This window comes from Cupriavidus sp. C1SS-2L (assembly GCF_057073735.1).
Window position 1 is genome coordinate 190,269 of record NZ_CP172708.1, and the last position, 18,899, is coordinate 209,167.

Below are 18,899 nucleotides of genomic sequence, written 5' to 3' on the forward strand. Positions count from 1 at the left end.
ACAGCCGGCAGGCTCCCACCATGGTAGTGCCGTCGCCGCGCCGCGACAAAACAAAACGGCCCGGATAACCGGGCCGTCAGGATGATCATGCGCCGGCGAGGCCGGCACGCGGATCAGTCGTTCATCAATCGCCGAACAGCTTCTGGCGCAGTTCGCGGCGTTGCTGAGCTTCGAGCGACAGCGTGGCGGTCGGACGGGCCAGCAGACGTGGCACGCCGATCGGCTCGCCGGTTTCCTCGCACCAGCCATAGTCGCCGGACTCGATGCGGGCCAGCGACTGTTCCACTTTCTTGAGCAGCTTGCGCTCGCGGTCGCGGGTGCGCAGTTCCAGCGCGTGCTCTTCCTCGATCGTGGCGCGGTCCGCCGGATCCGGCACGATGACCGTTTCGCGCAGGTGTTCCGTGGTCTGATCAGCGTTCTTCAGGATGTCGTCGCGCAGCTGCTCAAGGCGATGCTTGAAGAAGGCGAGCTGCGCTTCGTTCATGTAATCCTTGTCGCTCATCTTCAGGATTTCAGCTTCAGTCAGAAGTTTGTTGCTGCTCATGGTTGCTGCTGATTCTCTTGTTGATCCGACCGGCGGCGTCTGTGTCCGCTCGGGTGCTGTGTCCACGTGCTTGCGCGGGGCGGACGTTTCACTCTGGCTGGCTGCAGTCTTGCTGCTTCGCGGGCCTCCCTTGGCCTCGCCCGCGCCGGCGTGCGCCGTACTGCCGCGGGGAGCTGGCGCAGCCTTCACCGACTGCGCCTTGAGCGTCTCTGCCGCGGCACTACCTGTCTTGCTGCGGCTTTCTTTTGTCTTTGTTGCGGCTGTCATGGGGACACCTCTCTCTCGCGTCGGTATGGAACGGCGCGTGCCGGGTACCCCAAGCGGAGGGCGGTCTCCGCACGAAGCCCTGCGACCGCACCTGCCGGCGGTCTGCCTCGTGCTGACGACAACCGCCGCCCTGCGGCCCACCGTGCTTCAGTGGACCATACCGGCGGCGGGAAAAAGGTGCGCCGCCAGTATCAAATCCGGCCTATTGTACTTGAACAAATTTTTCCAAGATACGGAAAAGGCCTAGCCATGCCTTCGGTGTTTCCCCGGTACCCCGAACGGGGGACATGCCGGAGCCGACGCGGAGCGAGATAGCCGCCGTGGGGCGGCTGCCGCACTCAGGCCAGGCAGTTGCCCAGCCCCTTCAGAATGGCATCGCGGGGCAGGTCCACGCCGATGAACACCATCTTGGTGCCAGGCGTCTCCTCTTCCCACTTGGCACCGACGTCGCTGCCCATCAGTTGGTGGACTCCCTGGAACACGACTTTCCGGTCCACACCTTCCATATATAGTACGCCCTTGTAGCGCAAGAGTTTTTCCCCATAGACGGCCAGGATGCCCGACAGGAATTCCTCAAGCTTGCCGTAGTGGAACGGCTTGTCGCTGCGGAAGACGAACGACGCGATGCGGTCGGTGTGGTGGTGGTGATGATGGTGGTCGTGGCTGTGGTCATGGCCGCACTCCGTGCCGCAATGCTCTCCGTGCTCGTGCTCGTGCTCATGGTCGTGGCCATGACCGTGATCGTGGTCATCGGCGCTCAGGAACTCCGGATCGATCTCCAGCTTGGCATTCAGGTTGAAGCCGCGCAGGTCGAAGATGGTGTCGATCGGCGTCTCGCCGAAGTTGGCCTGGCGGATCGGGGCGCGCGGGTTCATGTGCAGCAGGCGGTGGCGCAGTTCGGCCACCTCGGCCTCGCTGACCAGGTCCGACTTGGTGATGAAGATCGCGTCGGCAAAGCCGACCTGGCGCTGCGCCTCTTCCTGCTTGTCGAGCTGCAGGTGGGCGTGCTTGGCATCGACCAGCGTGATCACCGCGTCCAGCAGGTAGCGCGACGCGATCTCGTCGTCCATGAAGAAGGTCTGCGCGACCGGTCCCGGATTGGCCACGCCGGTGGTTTCGATGACCACGCGGTCGAACTCGATCTCACCCGCGTCGCGCCGCGTCATCAGCGTCGACAGCGCCTGCACCAGGTCGCCGCGGATCGTGCAGCAGATGCAGCCGTTGCTCATTTGCACGATCTGCTCGCGGCCGTCCTGTACCAGGATTTCGTTGTCGATGTTTTCTTCGCCGAATTCGTTCTCGATCACGGCGATCTTCATGCCGTGCTGCTCGTTGAGGATGCGCTTGAGCAGCGTGGTCTTGCCGCTGCCGAGGAAGCCGGTCAGGATCGTGACCGGGATCAGTTTGGACATGGGTGGATTCTCCGGGGGAATTTGGGGTCTTGCGCCGGGCAGAGGCGTCAGGTTGCGCTGTCGGGCTGCCGTGCCACCCGTGCGCCGCACTCCGCGCACACGCCGTTCACGGTCAGCTCGACATGTTCGATGGCGAAGCCGCTGGGCACGCGCGGCGCGGCCGGCTGCGCCGGCAGGCCGACGTCATCGAGGCAGAACGTGCGGTCGCAGCGCGTGCAGTGGAAATGGCTGTGCTGGCGATGCACCTCGGCGCGCGCGGCCTCGTGCTCGACCAGGCTGAAGCGGAACACGCGGTCATTGCCGGCGCGCTTCTGCGCCACGCCTTGTTCCACCAGCCAGTCCAGCACGCGATAGACCGTGACGCGGTCGATGGCCTCGCCCTGCCCGGGCAAACGGTCGATCACGGCCTGGTGGGTCAGCGGCTCGTTGCTGCCGATCAGGCAGGCAAGGATGCACAGCCGCGGCTGCGTCACGCGGGCACCGAGACGGCGCAGACGCTCCTGCGCGGCTTCGAGGACAGCCGGCGCCGGTGCGCTATCGGGCTGGCTCGGGGTAAGACTGGTCATGCAGAGGATTTAACCATAGGCACTGCGCTGTTGCAATTCAGTTGCGTGTGGGGTGATGGGGACGCGGCCGCGCGCTGAAGGTTGCCCCCACAGCACACCGAGTGCGCGGTTTGCGCCTATGATCGGCAAGGAAGTACGTCGCCACCCACTCCTTCCAACGGCCCAGACCGGAGACACGCGATGCTGAACGATGCAAGCGCGCTGCTGTTCCCCAACTTCGAACCCTTCAGGCGCCGCGTGGGCGACATCGAGATCGCCGGCGTGCAGGGCGGTTCCGGTCCGCCGCTGCTGCTCCTGCACGGGCATCCGCAGAGCCACCTGATCTGGCACAAGGTGGCGCCCGTGCTGGCCGACCACTTCACCATCATCGCGACCGACCTGCGCGGTTATGGCAGCAGTTCGGCGCCGGCCGGCAACGCCGGACATGAGAACTACAGCAAGCGCGCCATGGCGCAGGACCAGGTCGACGTCATGGCCGCATTTGGCTTCCATCGCTTTGCGTTGTGCGGCCACGACCGCGGCGCGCGCGTGGCGCACCGCCTTGCCATGGACCATCCGCGGGCGGTCGAGCGGCTGATGCTGCTCGATATCGCGCCGACGCTGGACATGTACGAGCGCACCAGCATGGCGTTTGCCGCGGCTTACTGGCACTGGTTCTTCCTGATCCAGCCCACCCCCTTCCCCGAGACGCTGATCAACGCCGAGCCTGATTTCTATCTCAGCAAGCTGATGGGCCTGCGCCACGCGGGCCTGACGCCGTTCTCTCCCGATGCCATGGCGGCCTATGGCGCCGCCATGCGTGAACCGGCGCGCGTGCACGCCATGTGCGAGGACTATCGCGCGGCAGCCACCATCGATCTCGAACACGACCGCGCCGACCGTGATGCCGGGCGCAGCCTGGAAATGCCGGTGCGCGTGCTGTGGGGCGAGCACGGCGTGGTGGCGCGCTGCTTCGAGCCGCTGGCGCTGTGGGAAGCCGTCGGCCATAGCGTCAGCGGCAAGGCGCTGGACTGCGGACACTACATTCCGGAGGAATCGCCGCAGCCCCTGGCGCAAGAGATGCTCGCCTTCTTCCGCTAGCCCTCCTCCCGTCAGGGCGCTTCCGTCGCATTCCACCCCGATGCGCGCGGGTTAGCCCTGATTCCGTCTGGATGTCTGCAATTGCTAACATCAACGCCGCCCTCGGCCGCTATATACAGGTGTGCGGGGCGGCGCTGCCAGACATCCCATCGTCGATCGCGCAACGGGACCCCCCCCGCGGCTTGCGCACAGACCGCATCACGACACGCGGCATCCGGCACCGGCAGCGCTTTGCAGACGGAAGCAGGAACAGGAGAGTACTATGAAACGAGTTGCAAAACTGGTCGCCGCAGTCGTGGCAGTGGGCGCAATGGGCGCATATGCCGGCGCGCAGGCGCAGGAGTTTCCCGGCGGCAAGCCGATCTCGGCCGTGGTGCCGTTCTCGGCTGGCGGCCCGACCGACAAGGTGGCGCGCGAGCTGACCGCTATTATGTCCAAGCACCTGGGCACGACCGTTGTGATCGAGAACCTCGGTGGCGCCGGCGGCACCATCGGCGCCAAGAAGGTTGCGCAGTCCAAGAACGACGGCCACACGATCCTGATCCACCATATCGGCATGGCCACGGCGCCAGCGCTGTACCGCAACCTGGGCTTCGATCCGCTCAAGGACTTCGAGATGGTCGGCGAAATCGCCGACGTGCCGATGATCATGGTCGGCAATAAGCAACTGCCGCCGAGCAGCTTCAAGGACCTGCTGCCGTACATCAAGGCCAATGCCAGCAAACTGTCGCTGGCCAATGCCGGCATCGGCTCGGCCTCGCACCTGTGCGGCCTGCTGTTCCAGAGCGCGATCCAGACCGAGCTGACCACCGTGCCGTACAAGGGCGCTGCGCCGGCGCTGACCGATATCCTGGGTGGCCAGGTCAACCTGCTGTGCGACCAGACCACCAACCTGGCCGGGCATCTGAAGGCCGGCTCGGTCAAGCCGTACGCGGCCATGCAGGCACGCCGCGTGGAAGCGTTCAAGGACGTGCCGACCGCGCAGGAGCAGGGCATGCCGGGCATCGAAGTGAAGGTCTGGCACGCCATGTACGCGCCCAAGGGCACGCCGAAGGCCGTGATCGACAAGCTGTCTGCTGCACTGCAGAAGTCCGTCACCGACCCGACCTTCCGCGCCAAGATGGCCGAGCTCGGTGCCGAAGCGGTGCCGGCGCAGCGCGCCACGCCGGATTCGCTGCGCACCTACCTGAGCGCGGAAATCAACAAGTGGACCCCGGTGATCAAGAAGGCCGGCGTCTATGCCGACTGAGTGATGCGAGGGGCGCCGGGCTGACCGCCCGCGCCCTGCGCCGCTGCAAAAGACAAAGGCCGTGCCGCTGCGCATGGCCTTTTTCTTTTGCGGTCTTCCGAACCGCGCGGGGCGCGGCGGCGTCCTATATTGGTCTGATTGCGCATCACCGGCCGGCGGCGTGCCCGGGTCGGCTCTTGAAACCGGCCCCTGCGTCGCCACCTAGCCTCCTGACACATTCACGGAAGCCACCATGGAACAGTATCACGGCACTACCATCGTCAGCGTCCGCCGCGGCAATCAGGTCGCACTCGGCGGTGATGGTCAGGTCACTCTCGGCAATATCGTGATGAAGGGCACCGCGCGCAAGGTGCGCCGCATCTACAACGGCAAGGTGCTGGTCGGGTTTGCCGGCAGCACGGCCGACGCGTTTTCGCTGCTGGACCGCTTTGAAGCCAAGCTGGAAAAGTACCAGGGCAACCTGACCCGCGCCGCGGTGGATCTCGCCAAGGACTGGCGTTCGGACCGCGCGCTGCGCCGCCTGGAGGCGATGCTGATTACCGCCGACCGCGACACCACGCTGGTCATCACCGGCAACGGCGACGTGCTCGATCCCGAAGGCGGCATTGCCGCGATCGGCTCGGGCGGCTCGTACGCGCAGTCGGCCGCCAAGGCGCTGGTGGAGAACACCGAGCTTGGGCCGAAGGACGTGGTCGAGAAAGCGCTGACCATTGCCGGCGAACTCTGCATTTACACGAACACCAACTTCGTCATCGAAACGCTGGAATGAGCGCCGGCCGGCCCGTGCACGGGCCGGGCGCCCCACTGAACGCTGAACGGACACCATGTCGCATACCATGACCCCGTCGGAAATCGTTTCCGAACTCGACAAGCACATCATCGGCCAGAACAAGGCCAAGAAGGCCGTGGCCGTCGCGCTGCGCAATCGCTGGCGCCGCCAGCAGGTGGCCGAGCCGCTGCGCCAGGAAATCACGCCGAAGAACATCCTGATGATCGGCCCGACCGGCGTCGGCAAGACCGAGATCGCGCGCCGCCTGGCCAAGCTGGCCGACGCGCCCTTCATCAAGATCGAGGCGACCAAGTTCACCGAAGTCGGCTACGTCGGCCGCGACGTGGACACCATCGTGCGCGACCTGGCCGAGATGGCCATCAAGCAGACGCGGGAGTCCGAGATGAAGAAGGTGCGCACCAAGGCCGAAGAAGCGGCCGAGGACCGCCTGCTCGACGTGCTGCTGCCGCCGCCGCGCGACATCGGCTTCTCGCAGCCGGAAGAGAAGGATTCCAACACGCGCCAGGTATTCCGCAAGAAGCTGCGCGAAGGCCAGCTCGACGACAAGGACATCGAACTCGAAGTCGCCGCCGGCCTGCCGAGCATGGACATCATGGGTCCGCCGGGCATGGAAGAAATGACCGAGCAGATCCGCTCGATGTTCGCCGGCATGGGGCAGGGCAAGAAGCATCGCCGCAAGATGAAGGTGAAGGAAGCCTTCAAGCTGCTCATCGATGAAGAGGCCGCCAAGCTCGTCAATGACGAGGAGCTCAAGCACAAGGCCATCGCCAACGTCGAGCAGAACGGCATCGTGTTCCTGGACGAGATCGACAAGATCGCCAACCGCAGCGAAATGGGCGGCGGCGAGGTGTCGCGCCAGGGCGTGCAGCGCGACCTGCTGCCGCTGGTGGAAGGCACCACGGTGAGCACGAAGTACGGGATGATCAAGACCGACCACATCCTGTTCATTGCCTCGGGCGCGTTCCACCTGGCCAAGCCGAGCGACCTGATCCCCGAGCTGCAGGGCCGCTTCCCGATCCGCGTTGAACTGGAATCGCTGTCCGTGCAGGACTTCGAGGCCATCCTGACGCAGACCGATGCGAGCCTGACCAAGCAGTATCAGGCGCTGCTCAAGACCGAAGAGGTCGAGCTGCAGTTCGCGCAGGACGGCATCCGCCGCTTGGCCGAGATCGCGTTCTCGGTCAACGAGAAGGTCGAGAACATCGGTGCGCGCCGGCTGTACACGGTGATGGAGCGCCTGCTCGAAGACCTGTCCTTCCACGCGAGCAAATCGTCGGGTGAGACGGTGACGATCGATGCCGCCTATGTGAACGAACGGCTGGGTGATCTTGCCGTCAACGAGGACCTGTCACGCTACGTGCTGTAAGCGGGTAGCGCGATCGCAATCGGGAAGGGTGCACAGGAGTGCACCCTTTCTTGCTTCTGGGGCCGGCGCGAAAAACGAACCGGGCACCGACGAGTTCCACCGCGCGCCATGCATTTTCCTATGATGGAAAGGCGCCCGATCTGCAGCGCAGTGACGGCGGAGCCTGGAAAGCCGCCGAATGGCTGTTCTCCAGGCATGTCAGGAGACTTCCATGGACGTCATTCAGAAACAAACCGTGATCGCCCTTAACCAGCTGATCGAGGTCGACATGGACAGTGAACGTGCCTGCATGGCTGGGGCCCGCGACGTGCGCAATGCGGAGCTTCGCGACATCCTGGCCAGCACGGCGGAAACCTGCCGCGCCTCGGCCAGGGAGTTGCAGTCGATGGTCAGCGCCATGGGCGGCGAGCCATCGGACCGGGGCAGCATGAACGCCATGTTCGCGCGTGGCTGGATGGCTTTTCGCCATATGCTTTCGCCGAACGATGACGACGCCGTGCTCGGGCTGTGCGAGCGTGAGGAAGAGGCGGCCAGGCGCCAGTACCAGTCCGTACTGATGAAGACGCTTCCGCCGGACGCTACCGCCGCGGTCCAGCGTCAGTATGAGGCCCTGCGGCAGCACCATGATCGGCTACATGCCATGCGCGGCATGCAGATCCACTAGCGCGAGGTCTAACAGGTCTACCTTTGGATGAGGAAGGGGCAACCGAATCACGGTTGCCCCTGTTTTTTGCGATGGCGACGAGACCCTAGTGCGAGTGCCCTTGCATATGCCCCGTCGGCGCCAACACCTCCAGCTCCGCCGCCGGTGATTTCAGATCGCGCATCGTCTGTCCGTCTGCAGGCACCTGCGTCCATTCGGTCGTGCCGTTGTCGCACTCCTGCAGCACAGGGAAGTACAGTTTGCCGCCTTGCTCGGGCAACTTCATCAGCATCACGAACTCGTCGAAATGCGCGTCGGCCAGCGTGCCGCCGAACCAGCGCAGCGTACGCACATCGTCGGTCATCAGCTTGCCGTGCGACTGGACGGGCTTGGCCAGCGATGCGCGCTTGACCTCCAATTGCCACCCCGCCTTAGGCTGCGGATGTGCGCCTTGCACGCCCTCGGGGATGGTGACTGTGATGGCGCGCGTGGCGCTGCCGTTGCAGCCGTGGCCGACCATCAGCGTGCCCTTGTAGTAGCTCCCTGCCGGCGCTTGCTTCTGTTCGAAGACGATATGGGCCGACGCGGCGGCGGACATCGTCAGCAGCGCGGCGGGCAGCAGCCACAGGCGCGCGAGTCGGCGCGGGGAAAGCGGGTCATGCATGGAGTTCTCCTTGTCGGCCCGCCAGTCTAGCGGCGCAGGTGCTGTCTCGTGTTGTGGGCCGATGCGGCGTAGTGCCGCAGCCATGGATGTCAGTGCCACGTGTCACGGGCGTATCAAACGTATCGACCCTGCCACACCTCGGTAAGGTTGGTAAGCATTGGTAAGCACGCTAGCGCACACCGGTCGCCCAATGAGACCCTTGCGCACCTTAAGCCGAATGGCAGATGCGGGAGCCACCGCATTTCAACAACCTACTGGCAGGAGGAAAAACATGGTGAAGACACAGTTCAGCCGCGTGGCGGTCGCTACCGCCGGCTTGTTGGCCGCGATCGCCGCGGCGACTGCCTTCCTGTGCATGCGTCCGGCAGACGCCGCGGCGCCCATCGCCCGGCACGGCAGCCTGGGCGCCGCCGCAGTTGCTGCGGCCACGCTTGCACTGCAATCCGGAGAGCTGTTCACACTGGCCGACCGTCACGCCAGCGATGCGCTGCGCGTGGTCGCGCGGCAAGACAAGCCGGACGGAGCCAGCGATGCGCTGGAATGGGACTACGTGCAGCTTCGGCTGTAATCCACATCCGTAATCCACATCCGTACGGCCAGCGCCGTCAGCGCGATACCGGGCGCTTGCCCAGCTTGCGCTGCAGCGTGCGCCGGTGCATGTTGAGCGCGCGCGCGGTCGCGGAGATATTGCCGCCGTGCTCGTTGAGCACGCGCTGGATGTGCTCCCATTCGAGCCTGGCCACCGACAGGGGCACCGGCTCTTCCATCGCGGCTTCCGCTGCATCTTCCGAGATCCCCGCCATCAGGGCCGTGAGGATCGAATCCACGTTCGCCGGTTTGGCCAGGTATTCGTCGGCCCCTTGCTTGACCGCCGCCACGGCAGTGGCAATGCTCGCGTAGCCAGTCAGCACCAGGATGCGCGCGTCCGGCAGCGACTGGCGCAGCGGCCCGACCAGTTGCAGCCCCGATTCGGCCGGCGCGGTGCTACCCGCTTCGGGGGGCGGGCCGAGGTGCAGGTCCAGCGTGACGTAGGCGAACGCCGTACGCGCAGCCAGTGCCAGCGCCGTGCTGCTGTTGTGCGCGACCTGCACGGCGTAGCCGCGACGTGTCAGCGCGCGGGCCAGCGTGCCGGAGAACACGGCATCATCGTCGATGACCAGGAAGGGCGTGCCGGCCGGCGCGGTCGATTCGGGAACCGGGTGGTGGGTAACGGTCATAACGGTCATGACGGATTGACTGCCAGCGAAGGGGAGGACGGCACACGCAATTCGGCGATCGTGCCGCCGCCGGGGCGATCGCGCCATGTGAGTCCGCCGCCCATCTGCCGCGCGCCGCTCTGCGCGAGGTACAGGCCGATGCCCTGGCCACCGTGCGGGCTGACCACAGGAGTCTCGCCAAGCTGCGAACGCAGTTCGGGCGGAATGCCGTCGCCGTGATCGCTCACGCGGAAGGCGATATTGCCCTGCTCGAACGCGATTTCCAGTTGCAGCGGCCGTTGCGCATGCCCGGCCGATTGCTGGCTGCGCGCGGCGTTATCCAGCAGGATGGTCAGGATCTGTCCCACGCGTGCCGGTTCGATGGCCAGTGCACCAGCCTGCGCAGTGGCGCTGGCCTGCAACGTGGCATTGGGATGACGCAGTTGCCAGCGCTCCGCAAAGCTGCCAAGCCATGCGTCGATGCGCTCGGGCTCGAGCGTGGCAGGATCCTCGCGTAGCCGCGCCAGGATGGTTCGGCACAATTCCAGTTGCTGCTCGACCGTCAGCAGGTCCGGGAGGTAATCGGCCACTGGCGTGCCGCTGCGCGCGCGGTCCGAGGCATCGGCGCGCAGTTCGCCGGCAATGACCGCCAGCGTTGCCAGCGGCGTGCCGATCTCGTGGGCGACGGCTGCCGCCTGGGCATTGAGGTCTTCCACGCGCGCTTCACGCAACAGCTGTTCGCGCGCCAGGTGCAGTTGCGCCTCGCGCTGGCGCAGCACGCCGGAAAGCCGCGCCACGAACAGAGCGATCATCACTGCGCTGGCCACGAAATTGAGCCACATGCCGGCGAGGTGATAGTTCACGGCCTTGTCCGGATCGTGCAGATCCAGCGGCAGGTACTCGAACAGCAGCACCGTGTAGCAGGCCAGCGCGAAGCACGCGAGCGCGATCACCTGCCGCCACGGCAGGATCGCGGCTGCGATGGCGAGCCCCGGCAGGTAGAACGACACGAACGGGTTGGTGGCGCCGCCCGTATAGAACAGGATCGCCGACAGCGCGGTCAGGTCGACCAGCAACTGCCCCATCAGCTCCGCTTCGCCGGGCACCGAGCCCTGCCGCGTGTGCAGCCGCAGGCGCAGGCCGGTCAGCACGTTGAACAGCGCCTGCAGCGCAAAGACGACCAGCAGCGGGCCCGTCGGCAGCGTGACACCAATGATCGGCTCGCACGACAGCAGGCACAGTGCCTGCCCGGCCAGCAGCGCCCAGCGCAGCCAGAACAGGCGGCGCAGGCTCACCAGGCTGGGACGCGCGGCGGGTCCGGCCGGAAGCGGCGGCGAAGCGGTGAAAGCTGGCGGATGGGACACGGCAGGAGCGGCATGCATGCCGCGAGTGTATCAATGCGGCCGGAGCGCTCCGGCATGTGCGACACCTTGCCGCATTGGTCACGTGGCGCTTCGGCTCCAGACTATCCGGTTATCTGCACCCCGGCACCTGCCAGCGGTGGCATGGTCTAATGTCTGCTTTCGGGAGAGCCCTACATGCAAGCCAAATTCCGCGCGGCCACGCTGGCCGCATCGTTCGCCATGCTGGCCTCGGGCGCCGCGCTGGCGCAGGTTGATGTCAGCAACGCATGGGTGCGCGGCACGGTACCGACCCAGACGGCGTCCGGCGCCTTCATGGTGCTGCACGCGCATGACAACGCGAAGCTGGTCGGCGTGTCGTCGCCGGTCGGCGTGGCGGAGCTGCACGAGATGAAGATGGAAGGCAACGTTATGCGCATGCGCCAGATTCCGTCGCTGGAGCTGCCCAAGATGCAGGATGTCGAACTCAAGCCGGGCGGCTACCACGTGATGCTGACGGACCTGAAATCCCAGCTCAAGAAGGGCGACACCGTGCCCATCACGCTGAAGATCGAGCAGGGCGGCAAGGTGATCGAGCAGAAGGTCACTGCCGAAGTGCGCGACATGACCGCCAGTGCCGCCAGCCAGGGTGGCCACGGCGATCACAAGCACTAAATCGACCGAGCGCCGGGGCAAGTGATGGCGAACAAGCAGCTCGGTACCCGCCAGAAACTCGTATTCCGTGGCGGCACGGGTTCACAGCCGCCGCCGCGCGGCAAAGGCACCGTGCGAAAATCCGGTCCGCCACAGACCAGCGGCAAGTCGACGCCTCCGCGTCAGCCGCGCAAGCTGATCGGCTCGTCCGATTCCTGAGTGGCTGCCGCGGCCTGCACGCGTTCGCGCAGCCAGGTGTGGCCCGGGTCTGCCTCGGTGCGGTCGTGCCAGATCATGGTGAAGGTGAAGTCGTCCAGCGGGAACGGCGGATCGAACACCGCGTAGCGCGGGTCCGCTTCCAGTGTCGCCAGGCTGCGGCGTGCCGTGGTCAGGACCAGGTTGGTGCCGGCGATCAATGCAGGGGCCACGCTCCAGTGCGGTACCACGCAAGCGATCTTGCGCCTTCCGCCAATCTTCGCCACAGCCGCATCGATGGCATCGACGCGCTCGCTGTGCGTGGCCACCAGCACGTGTGAACGCGCGAGGTAAGCCACCTGGTCCAGCTTGCCGTTATCGCGCACGGTTGCCGCATCGACGGCGCAGGCGTAGCTTTCCTCGAACAGGGCCGTGGCATGCACGCCTTCCGGCTGGTGCGCGAAGACGCCCAGCGCGATGTCGATCTCGCCATCGGCCACCTGTGCCGTCATGGCTTCGCGGCTGGCCTGCGTGACGACGAGATCAATATTAGGCGCGGCCTTGCGCACCGCTCGCAGCAGCCGCGGCAGCACGACAAGCGCGCCGTAGTCGGACATCGCCAGGCGGAACGTGCGGCGCGCCGTGGCGGGCTGGAAGCCGCCGGGCCCGAGCAGGATACGCACCTGCGCGAGCGCTTCTGCCAGCGGCCCGGCGATTTCATGGGCGCGGGCGCTCGGCACCAGTCCACCCTTGCCGCGTACGAGGATGGGGTCGTCCAGCAATTGCCGCAGCCGTCCCAGCGCGTGGCTGACCGCCGGCTGGCTCAGGTGCAGGCGCAGCGCGGCCCGGGAGATATGGCGTTCGGCCAGCAGTGCTTCCAGCACCACCAGCAGGTTCAGGTCGATTCCGCGTAGGCTATTCATTCGGCGAATGTTAAACGTATGAAAGCAGAATTGGAAATTCATTCTGCGATATTTCACACTGTCAGGCATCGAATATTGCCTTACGGAGTGCGCCATGTCAGGCACGACCCTTCCGACAAACCTGCTTCTCCCGCTTCTGACGGCCGTGCTGGCCGGGGCAGCCATTCCGTTTCAGGCGGGCGCCAACGCCACGCTTAGCCGCTCGCTCGGTCACCCATTGTGGGCGACGGTGGTGTCCCTGCTGGTCAGTCTGGCCGCCATCCTGCCGCTGCTCTGGCTGTTGAGGGTGCCACTGCCGGCGCTATCGCTGTCGGCGCCCCGGCCGCCATGGATGTGGATCGGCGGGGTGCTGGGCGTCTTCTATATCACAGCCGCGCTGCTGATGGCGCCGCGATTGGGTGCCGGCGGCTTCATTGCCGCGGTGGTGGCCGGACAGGTTGCGGCGGCCTTGGCGGTCGATCACTTCGGGCTGGCCGGCTTTGCTGCGCGCGCGCTGACGCCTGCACGCGTGGCCGGCGCTGCGCTGATCGTGGCCGGCATGGTGCTGATGCAGTGGAGTGCGGCGCATGAGGCACGGCCGCAAGCCGCGCCGCCGCTTCAGTCCGGGGCCTGAGAGGTTTCCTGAGCCGCGATCCGGCGCTTCTGCAGGCAGGCCGGGCACAGGCAGTGCTGGTTCGGCACGATCCTGCGCGCCGGCAGCAGCGGCTGGCTGGCGCACCAGCATTCGGGCAAACCGGCCACGTAACCGCACAGGAAGCCCGCTCCGCACTCGCTGCAGTGTTCGATCGGGCGCAGCTGGCCCGTAAGCACCGTGGACGGATTGGTCACCGCGGGCTGTCCGGCATATCGCCGTCCTGGTCATCCTCGCCCAGCCGGCGCATGGCCGAGCGCATCATCTGCATCTGCGCGCTGAAACGCGTGCAGGCGTCGCAGATGACTAGGTGGCTGCGCACGCGCAGGCGCTCGGTCCAGCTCAGGGGGCGATCCATCCCCTTCATGGTCAGATGATGGACTTCCTCGCAGTTGGGCAGCAGGCGGTGGCGGGACGAATCAGGCATGGGTTCCTTTCAGGCGGGTCACCGCGTCTTGCCGGAAGTTAGTTTGGGCTGCTGCCCGAACCAGTTCAGTTCCAGGCACTCGCGCAGGCGCATGCGGGCGCGGTACAGGATGACCCACACATTGGTCGCGCTGACCTCCAGATCCTGACAAATTTCTTCGGTATCGAGTTCCAGCCACTCGCGCATCATGAAGACACGCGCCGTCTTGGCGGGCAGGCGGTCGACGCAGGCTTGCAGGATCTCGAAAAACTCGCGCCGCTCCAGCGTCCGGTCCGGGTTGCCCCAGTCGGACGGCATGTCCTGGTAGTGGCCATTGCGTGTGAATAGCGCGTCGAAGGCGTCTTGCTCGGACTGGGTCTCGCCGTCCTCGTCGGTGGCCAGCGCCAACCGCACCTCGCGCCGGCCACTGCGCAGCAGGTCGATGATCTTGTGCTTGAGGATGCCAACCAGGTAGGTCTTCAGCGCCGATTGCCCGGCAAAGCGCTCCGGGTGCTCCAGCGCGGCCAGCAGCGTGTCGGACACCGCGTCTTCCGCAAGCGCCTCGTCGCGCAGTTGCAGCCGGGCGAAGCGCAGCAGGTGGGGGCGAAGGGTTTCAAGGTCGGCGGTGTCGTGAGGCATCGCTGCGGCGTTGGTCCGGACGTGTTGCGCAAAGATGACGCCGGGGCGCCGTGTCGTGCGCCACGATGCGCATCGGCCCGGCTTGTGCCCGGCCCCGTGAGCCGGTCGCCCGCGCACCTCGCGGATTCTTGTAAAATCGGCGCCTGCCGTGGCCCTATGGTGCACTTTCGGGCGATCCCCGTGAGTTTTCCGTCAGGTTTGCGGCAGATTTGCCATCATACCTGTTGATTCTCACGGATGTCCCCAGCCATGAACGCCGACAACCCTGGAGCTGCCGCGACTGCGGTGGCCGCTATCGCCCCCGCCCTCAAGGCCGAGATCCTCGCCGAGGCGCTGCCCTATATCCGCAAGTTCCACGGCAAGACCATCGTGGTCAAGTACGGCGGCAATGCCATGACCGAGGAAAAGCTCAAGCACGGCTTCGCGCGCGACGTGATCCTGCTGAAGCTGGTCGGCATGAACCCGGTGGTGGTGCACGGCGGCGGCCCGCAGATCGATGAGGCGCTGAAGAAGGTCGGCAAGGTCGGCACCTTCGTGCAGGGCATGCGCGTGACTGACGAAGAGACCATGGAAGTGGTCGAGTGGGTGCTCGGCGGTGAGGTCCAGCAGGACATCGTGATGCTGATCAACCAGTACGGCGGCCAGGCCGTGGGCCTGACCGGCAAGGACGGCGGCCTGATCCGCGCCAAGCGCCTGCAGATGCCCGATCGCGAGAATCCGGGTGCGTTCATCGACATCGGCTACGTCGGCGACATCGAAGCCATCAACCCGGCCGTGGTCAAGGCACTGCAGGACGACGCCTTCATCCCGGTGATCTCGCCGATCGGCTTCTCCGACGACGGCCAGGCCTACAACATCAACGCCGACGTGGTTGCCGGCAAGATGGCCGAGATCCTCAAGGCCGAGAAGCTGGTCATGATGACCAACATCCCCGGCGTGATGGACAAGAAGGGCAACCTGCTGACCGACCTGTCCGCGCGCGAGATCGAGGAGTTGTTCGCCGACGGCACCATCTCGGGCGGCATGCTGCCGAAGATCTCGTCGGCGCTCGACGCCGCCAAGAGCGGCGTGCATTCGGTTCACATCATCGATGGCCGCATCGAGCACTCGCTGCTGCTGGAAATCCTGACCGAACAGGCGTTCGGCACGATGATCCGCTCGCACTGAGCGGCGCCACGGGGCGGCACCCGACTGGCGCGCTGCCCGCTGTTTTCTCCCCCATTGCCTCAGCACCGATCCGGCGTGTCTTCCAGTCATTCCCCTTCGCGCCGTGTCCAGGCGCGCCTGCGCCGGCGTCCGGCCGGCGATCAGTCCGGCGACACGGTGTGGCTGTTCGATCTGGACAACACGCTGCACGACGCCTCGCATGCCATCTTCCCGGCCATCAACCGGCTGATGACTGCGTACGTCGCGCGCGTACTCGGCTGCGACGACGCCACTGCGAGCCGCGTGCGCGTCGACTATTGGCAGCGCTATGGCGCCACGCTGCTGGGCATGATCCGCCATCACGGCGTGGACCCCGCCGATTTCCTGCGCGCCGCGCATGAATTCCCCGAACTGGCCGACATGGTGCGCGTGCGGCGCGGGCTGGCCGCGCATCTGCGCCGGCTGCCCGGGCGCAAGATCATCGTCACCAACGCGCCGCAGGCCTACGCGCGCGCGGTGCTCGATATCGCCGGCATCAGCCATTGCTTCGAGCGCGTGATCGCCATTGAGCAGATGTGGGTGCACGGGCATCTGCGCCCGAAGCCGGACCGGCGCATGCTGCGCCGCCTGCTCGCGCAGACGGGCATCGCGCCGCACCGGGCGGTGCTGGTGGAAGACACGCTGTCGCATCTCAAGCGCTACGCCGGCACGGGCATTCGCACGGCCTGGGTCACGGGCTACCTGCGCACGATCGCGCCATCGCGCCCGCACGTGGTGGCTGCGCCGGAAGCTTCCGGCAGCCGCGGCGATGCCGCGGTGCGATCCACGCTGGACGCCGAGGATCGCCAGCACGCGAGCCATGCCGCGCAAGAGCATTCGGTGACGCTGGTGGCGGCCGAATCGCAGGTCCCGCCGGCGGCGGGCGCTCCCGGGCTGTCACCGCAGTCACAGCCTGAAAACGCGCCGCGGGTACGGGCGCGCGTGCCGAACCGGCCGGCGTATGTGGACATAAAAGTACAATCGATGCATCAACTACAACAAAGATTGCGGAGAACCGGGTCATGATGGAAAGCAACGGAAACCCGCCGGAAGCGGTCCTGCCGGGCGGGCAGGATGCCGCGCCGGCTACTGAAACCGCGCCGCCTGCGCGCAAGCGGCCGCGGCCGGGCGAGCGCCGCGTGCAGATCCTGCAGACGCTGGCAGCGATGCTCGAGCACCCGCGCGGGGAAAAGATCACCACCGCCGCGCTGGCAGCACGCCTGAGCGTGTCGGAGGCCGCGCTGTACCGCCATTTCGCGAGCAAGGCGCAGATGTACGAAGGCCTGATCGCCTTCATCGAGCAGACCGTGTTCGGCCTGATCAACCAGATCACGACGACCGAGGAGCATGGCCTGCGCCAGGTGCAGGCCATCGTGCGCATGCTGCTGTCGTTCGCGGAGAAGAACCCCGGCATGACGCGCGTGTTGACCGGCGAGGCGCTCGTCGGCGAGCACGAGCGCCTGCAGGACCGCATCAACCAGATGGTCGACCGCATCGAGGCCTCGCTGCGCCAGTGCCTGAAGATCGCCGTGACGCAGGGCGCGTTCCCGGCCGATGCCGATGTCGCGCTGCGCGCCGCGCTGGTCATGGCGTACGTGCAGGGCCAGTGGCATCGTTATGCCAAGAGCGGTTTCCGCAAGTCGCCGGGCGAGCGCGTGGACGCGCAGTTGCGCGTGCTGCTCGGCTAGACCGCACCCTCTCCCGCCGCCGCAACGGCGGCGGGCTTGTCGCGCTGCGGCTGCAAGGCCGCGCCGGCGGCATACCAGTCCACCTTGCGCGTCACGACCATGATCGCGGCCAGCAGCAGGAACAGCAGCAGCGAGCCAAGCACCAGCGCGTTGTCTTCCGAGCGCAGCAGCACGTAGAGCGCGCCATACAGCGTGGTCAGCAGCGTGGCGAAGCCCAGCCCGCGTTTCCAGCTTCGCAGCACGAACGACAGGTAGAAGCCGAGCAGGCCGATGCAGGCCGCGCTTGCCGCCACATAGGCCAGCGCGAAGGCGATATGTTCGGAGAGGCTCAGCAGCAGCAGGAAGAACAGCGCCAGCGCCAGGCCCACCAGCAGGTATTGCACCGGGTGGATGCGAAGCTGCTTGACCAGCTCGAACAGGAAGAACCCCGCAAACGTCAGCAATACGAACAGGATGCCGTACTTGGTTGCGCGCTCGGTCTGCAGATAGATGTTGACCGGCTCGATCAGCTTAACCGTGACCGTGTCCAGACCGCCGCCGCCTGCGCCCGAAATCTGCTCGCGTGCCTTGGTGTTGAAGGCGGTTACGCTCCAGTTCGCGCGGAACCCTTTGTTGTCGACCGTACGCGTACGCGGCAGGAACTCGCCGTCGAAGCTCGGGTGCGGCCACGCCGACTGAATCGCGATATCGTTCTGCGCGGCGATCGGCACCACGGACAGCGATTGCGCGCCCAGCAGCGGCAGCGTCAGGGCGAACGGCACCGTGCGGCCCGCATCGCGCGGATGGCTCGCCGCGGCCTTGAAGTCGGGCAGGTCCAGATCGGCATGCAGGCCCTGCGGCAGCGTGGGCAGTTTCGCGCCTTGTTGCAGCGGCAACTTCTTGCCATCGAGTTCGATCACGGGCGCAGTCATCAGGCCGCGTGTGTCGGTGATGCCCAGTGCCAGATAAGGCTGGCCGACTTCAAACCGGACATGGCCGGGCGAGCGGGCCAGGTCATCGGGCGAGGGCAGGGTGATGCTGCCCTCCCAGCGGCTCTGCATCTCGTACACCAGCGTCTTGTGGATGCCGCGGTAGCGTTCGCCCGGCGTAACGCCGGCTTGCACGCGCAGGGTTTGCGGAAACACCAGCAACTGCCGCACCTCGACGTGCATCGTCGAGACGGCGGGCTGCTTCGCATCGGCGCGTTCGGTGACGGACGTCACTTCCTTGTACGGCACCACCAGCACCGGTCCGGTCAGCGTCTGCGGGCCGGCGTAGCTCTTCCAGATACTCTGCTCTGCCTCCTGGCCGTAGGACTTGCGCTCCTGGACGAGGTTGCCCACAAGGCTGAGGGGGATCAGGATCAGCACGATCAGCACGCCGGTGATCAGCGATTTGTACAGCAGGACTTTGTTCATGGCTCGGGCCCGGGAGTGATGGTGCCGGCCAGATTAGCTACCGCGTGTGCGCAGACCGCGGGGC

At 66.1% G+C, this 18,899-nt stretch carries 22 protein-coding genes; 11 read left to right on the forward strand and 11 right to left on the reverse strand.

What is annotated here, in order from left to right:
* Positions 1 to 124: 124 nt before the first annotated feature.
* The 3 genes from dksA to ACIGJG_RS00835 all read right to left on the reverse strand — a co-directional run bounded on the left by dksA (position 125) and on the right by ACIGJG_RS00835 (position 2,789).
* Positions 125 to 544 (reverse strand): RNA polymerase-binding protein DksA, encoded by a 420-nt coding sequence (gene dksA, locus ACIGJG_RS00825; RefSeq protein ID WP_041679444.1) that lies wholly within the window; start codon positions 542 to 544, stop codon positions 125 to 127.
* A gap of 605 nt (positions 545 to 1,149) precedes the next feature.
* Positions 1,150 to 2,223, reverse strand: coding sequence for a CobW family GTP-binding protein (locus ACIGJG_RS00830; protein WP_011296353.1), 1,074 nt, complete (start codon positions 2,221 to 2,223; stop codon positions 1,150 to 1,152).
* Positions 2,224 to 2,270: 47 nt separating this feature from the next.
* Positions 2,271 to 2,789 carry a Fur family transcriptional regulator gene (locus ACIGJG_RS00835; protein ID WP_140949618.1) on the reverse strand — a complete coding sequence of 173 codons (519 nt, stop codon included), beginning with the start codon at positions 2,787 to 2,789 and terminating at the stop codon, positions 2,271 to 2,273.
* 180 nt (positions 2,790 to 2,969) lie between these two features.
* On the opposite strand from ACIGJG_RS00835, the gene ACIGJG_RS00840 reads away from it, so the two are divergent.
* The 5 genes from ACIGJG_RS00840 to ACIGJG_RS00860 all read left to right on the forward strand — a co-directional run bounded on the left by ACIGJG_RS00840 (position 2,970) and on the right by ACIGJG_RS00860 (position 7,938).
* Entirely contained in the window at positions 2,970 to 3,869 is a 900-nt protein-coding gene (locus ACIGJG_RS00840; RefSeq protein WP_140949619.1) for an alpha/beta fold hydrolase, read from the forward strand.
* A gap of 262 nt (positions 3,870 to 4,131) precedes the next feature.
* The gene (locus ACIGJG_RS00845) at positions 4,132 to 5,118 is read left to right on the forward strand and encodes a tripartite tricarboxylate transporter substrate-binding protein (RefSeq protein WP_140949620.1); all 987 of its coding nucleotides are present in this window, start codon (positions 4,132 to 4,134) and stop codon (positions 5,116 to 5,118) included.
* Positions 5,119 to 5,350: 232 nt separating this feature from the next.
* A complete protein-coding gene (gene hslV / locus ACIGJG_RS00850; RefSeq protein WP_140949621.1) occupies positions 5,351 to 5,887 on the forward strand; it encodes an ATP-dependent protease subunit HslV in 537 nt (178 codons plus the stop codon).
* Positions 5,888 to 5,942: 55 nt separating this feature from the next.
* Positions 5,943 to 7,274, forward strand: coding sequence for an ATP-dependent protease ATPase subunit HslU (gene hslU / locus ACIGJG_RS00855; protein ID WP_140949622.1), 1,332 nt, complete (start codon positions 5,943 to 5,945; stop codon positions 7,272 to 7,274).
* A gap of 211 nt (positions 7,275 to 7,485) precedes the next feature.
* Complete coding sequence (locus tag ACIGJG_RS00860) at positions 7,486 to 7,938, forward strand: PA2169 family four-helix-bundle protein (RefSeq protein ID WP_140949623.1); 453 nt, start codon at positions 7,486 to 7,488, stop codon at positions 7,936 to 7,938.
* 85 nt (positions 7,939 to 8,023) lie between these two features.
* Here the strand turns inward: ACIGJG_RS00860 and ACIGJG_RS00865 are convergent, their stop codons facing one another.
* Positions 8,024 to 8,581, reverse strand: a complete 558-nt coding sequence (locus ACIGJG_RS00865; protein ID WP_483672657.1) for a YcnI family copper-binding membrane protein — start codon at positions 8,579 to 8,581, stop codon at positions 8,024 to 8,026.
* Positions 8,582 to 8,852: 271 nt separating this feature from the next.
* Here ACIGJG_RS00865 and ACIGJG_RS00870 point away from each other — a divergent pair, with 271 nt between their 5' ends.
* Positions 8,853 to 9,149 carry a hypothetical protein gene (locus ACIGJG_RS00870; protein ID WP_140949624.1) on the forward strand — a complete coding sequence of 99 codons (297 nt, stop codon included), beginning with the start codon at positions 8,853 to 8,855 and terminating at the stop codon, positions 9,147 to 9,149.
* Positions 9,150 to 9,186: 37 nt separating this feature from the next.
* On the opposite strand, the gene ACIGJG_RS00875 is transcribed toward ACIGJG_RS00870, so the two are convergent.
* Together ACIGJG_RS00875 and ACIGJG_RS00880 are read right to left on the reverse strand one after the other, a co-directional pair.
* The gene (locus ACIGJG_RS00875) at positions 9,187 to 9,798 is read right to left on the reverse strand and encodes a response regulator transcription factor (protein WP_041679788.1); all 612 of its coding nucleotides are present in this window, start codon (positions 9,796 to 9,798) and stop codon (positions 9,187 to 9,189) included.
* A 5-nt stretch (positions 9,799 to 9,803) separates the two neighbouring features.
* On the reverse strand, positions 9,804 to 11,159 hold the full coding sequence (locus ACIGJG_RS00880) for an ATP-binding protein (protein ID WP_140949625.1): 1,356 nt from the start codon (positions 11,157 to 11,159) through the stop codon (positions 9,804 to 9,806).
* Between the two features lie 156 nt (positions 11,160 to 11,315).
* On the opposite strand from ACIGJG_RS00880, the gene ACIGJG_RS00885 reads away from it, so the two are divergent.
* Positions 11,316 to 11,792 carry a copper chaperone PCu(A)C gene (locus ACIGJG_RS00885; RefSeq protein WP_483672658.1) on the forward strand — a complete coding sequence of 159 codons (477 nt, stop codon included), beginning with the start codon at positions 11,316 to 11,318 and terminating at the stop codon, positions 11,790 to 11,792.
* Positions 11,793 to 11,953: 161 nt separating this feature from the next.
* Here ACIGJG_RS00885 and ACIGJG_RS00890 read toward each other — a convergent pair whose 3' ends face one another.
* The gene (locus tag ACIGJG_RS00890) at positions 11,954 to 12,889 is read right to left on the reverse strand and encodes a LysR family transcriptional regulator (protein ID WP_483672659.1); all 936 of its coding nucleotides are present in this window, start codon (positions 12,887 to 12,889) and stop codon (positions 11,954 to 11,956) included.
* Positions 12,890 to 12,983: 94 nt separating this feature from the next.
* On the opposite strand from ACIGJG_RS00890, the gene ACIGJG_RS00895 reads away from it, so the two are divergent.
* Entirely contained in the window at positions 12,984 to 13,502 is a 519-nt protein-coding gene (locus ACIGJG_RS00895) for a DMT family transporter (protein WP_220631216.1), read from the forward strand.
* On the opposite strand, the gene ACIGJG_RS00900 is transcribed toward ACIGJG_RS00895, so the two are convergent.
* Genes ACIGJG_RS00900 through ACIGJG_RS00910 form a run of 3 tightly spaced genes read right to left on the reverse strand, consistent with a single transcriptional unit; the run spans position 13,487 to position 14,565 of the window.
* Positions 13,487 to 13,717 carry a cysteine-rich CWC family protein gene (locus ACIGJG_RS00900; protein WP_483672660.1) on the reverse strand — a complete coding sequence of 77 codons (231 nt, stop codon included), beginning with the start codon at positions 13,715 to 13,717 and terminating at the stop codon, positions 13,487 to 13,489. The two genes, ACIGJG_RS00895 and ACIGJG_RS00900, sit on opposite strands and share 16 nt — an antisense overlap.
* Positions 13,714 to 13,947 (reverse strand): zf-HC2 domain-containing protein, encoded by a 234-nt coding sequence (locus tag ACIGJG_RS00905; protein ID WP_140949363.1) that lies wholly within the window; start codon positions 13,945 to 13,947, stop codon positions 13,714 to 13,716. The genes ACIGJG_RS00900 and ACIGJG_RS00905 overlap by 4 nt, the downstream gene beginning before the upstream one ends.
* Before the next feature lie 18 nt (positions 13,948 to 13,965).
* Positions 13,966 to 14,565: a sigma-70 family RNA polymerase sigma factor gene (locus tag ACIGJG_RS00910; protein ID WP_140949362.1), complete on the reverse strand. Its 600-nt coding sequence runs from the start codon at positions 14,563 to 14,565 to the stop codon at positions 13,966 to 13,968.
* Positions 14,566 to 14,802: 237 nt separating this feature from the next.
* Between ACIGJG_RS00910 and argB the strand changes: the two genes are divergently transcribed.
* From argB to slmA, 3 genes are all read left to right on the forward strand, one after another.
* Positions 14,803 to 15,732 (forward strand): acetylglutamate kinase, encoded by a 930-nt coding sequence (gene argB / locus ACIGJG_RS00915; protein WP_011296370.1) that lies wholly within the window; start codon positions 14,803 to 14,805, stop codon positions 15,730 to 15,732.
* 75 nt (positions 15,733 to 15,807) lie between these two features.
* A complete protein-coding gene (locus ACIGJG_RS00920) occupies positions 15,808 to 16,776 on the forward strand; it encodes a pyrimidine 5'-nucleotidase (RefSeq protein ID WP_011296371.1) in 969 nt (322 codons plus the stop codon).
* A complete protein-coding gene (gene slmA / locus ACIGJG_RS00925) occupies positions 16,773 to 17,438 on the forward strand; it encodes a nucleoid occlusion factor SlmA (protein WP_041679447.1) in 666 nt (221 codons plus the stop codon). The genes ACIGJG_RS00920 and slmA overlap by 4 nt, the downstream gene beginning before the upstream one ends.
* Here the strand turns inward: slmA and creD are convergent.
* A complete protein-coding gene (gene creD, locus ACIGJG_RS00930) occupies positions 17,435 to 18,835 on the reverse strand; it encodes a cell envelope integrity protein CreD (protein WP_483672661.1) in 1,401 nt (466 codons plus the stop codon). The genes slmA and creD overlap by 4 nt on opposite strands.
* Positions 18,836 to 18,899 lie beyond the last annotated feature (64 nt).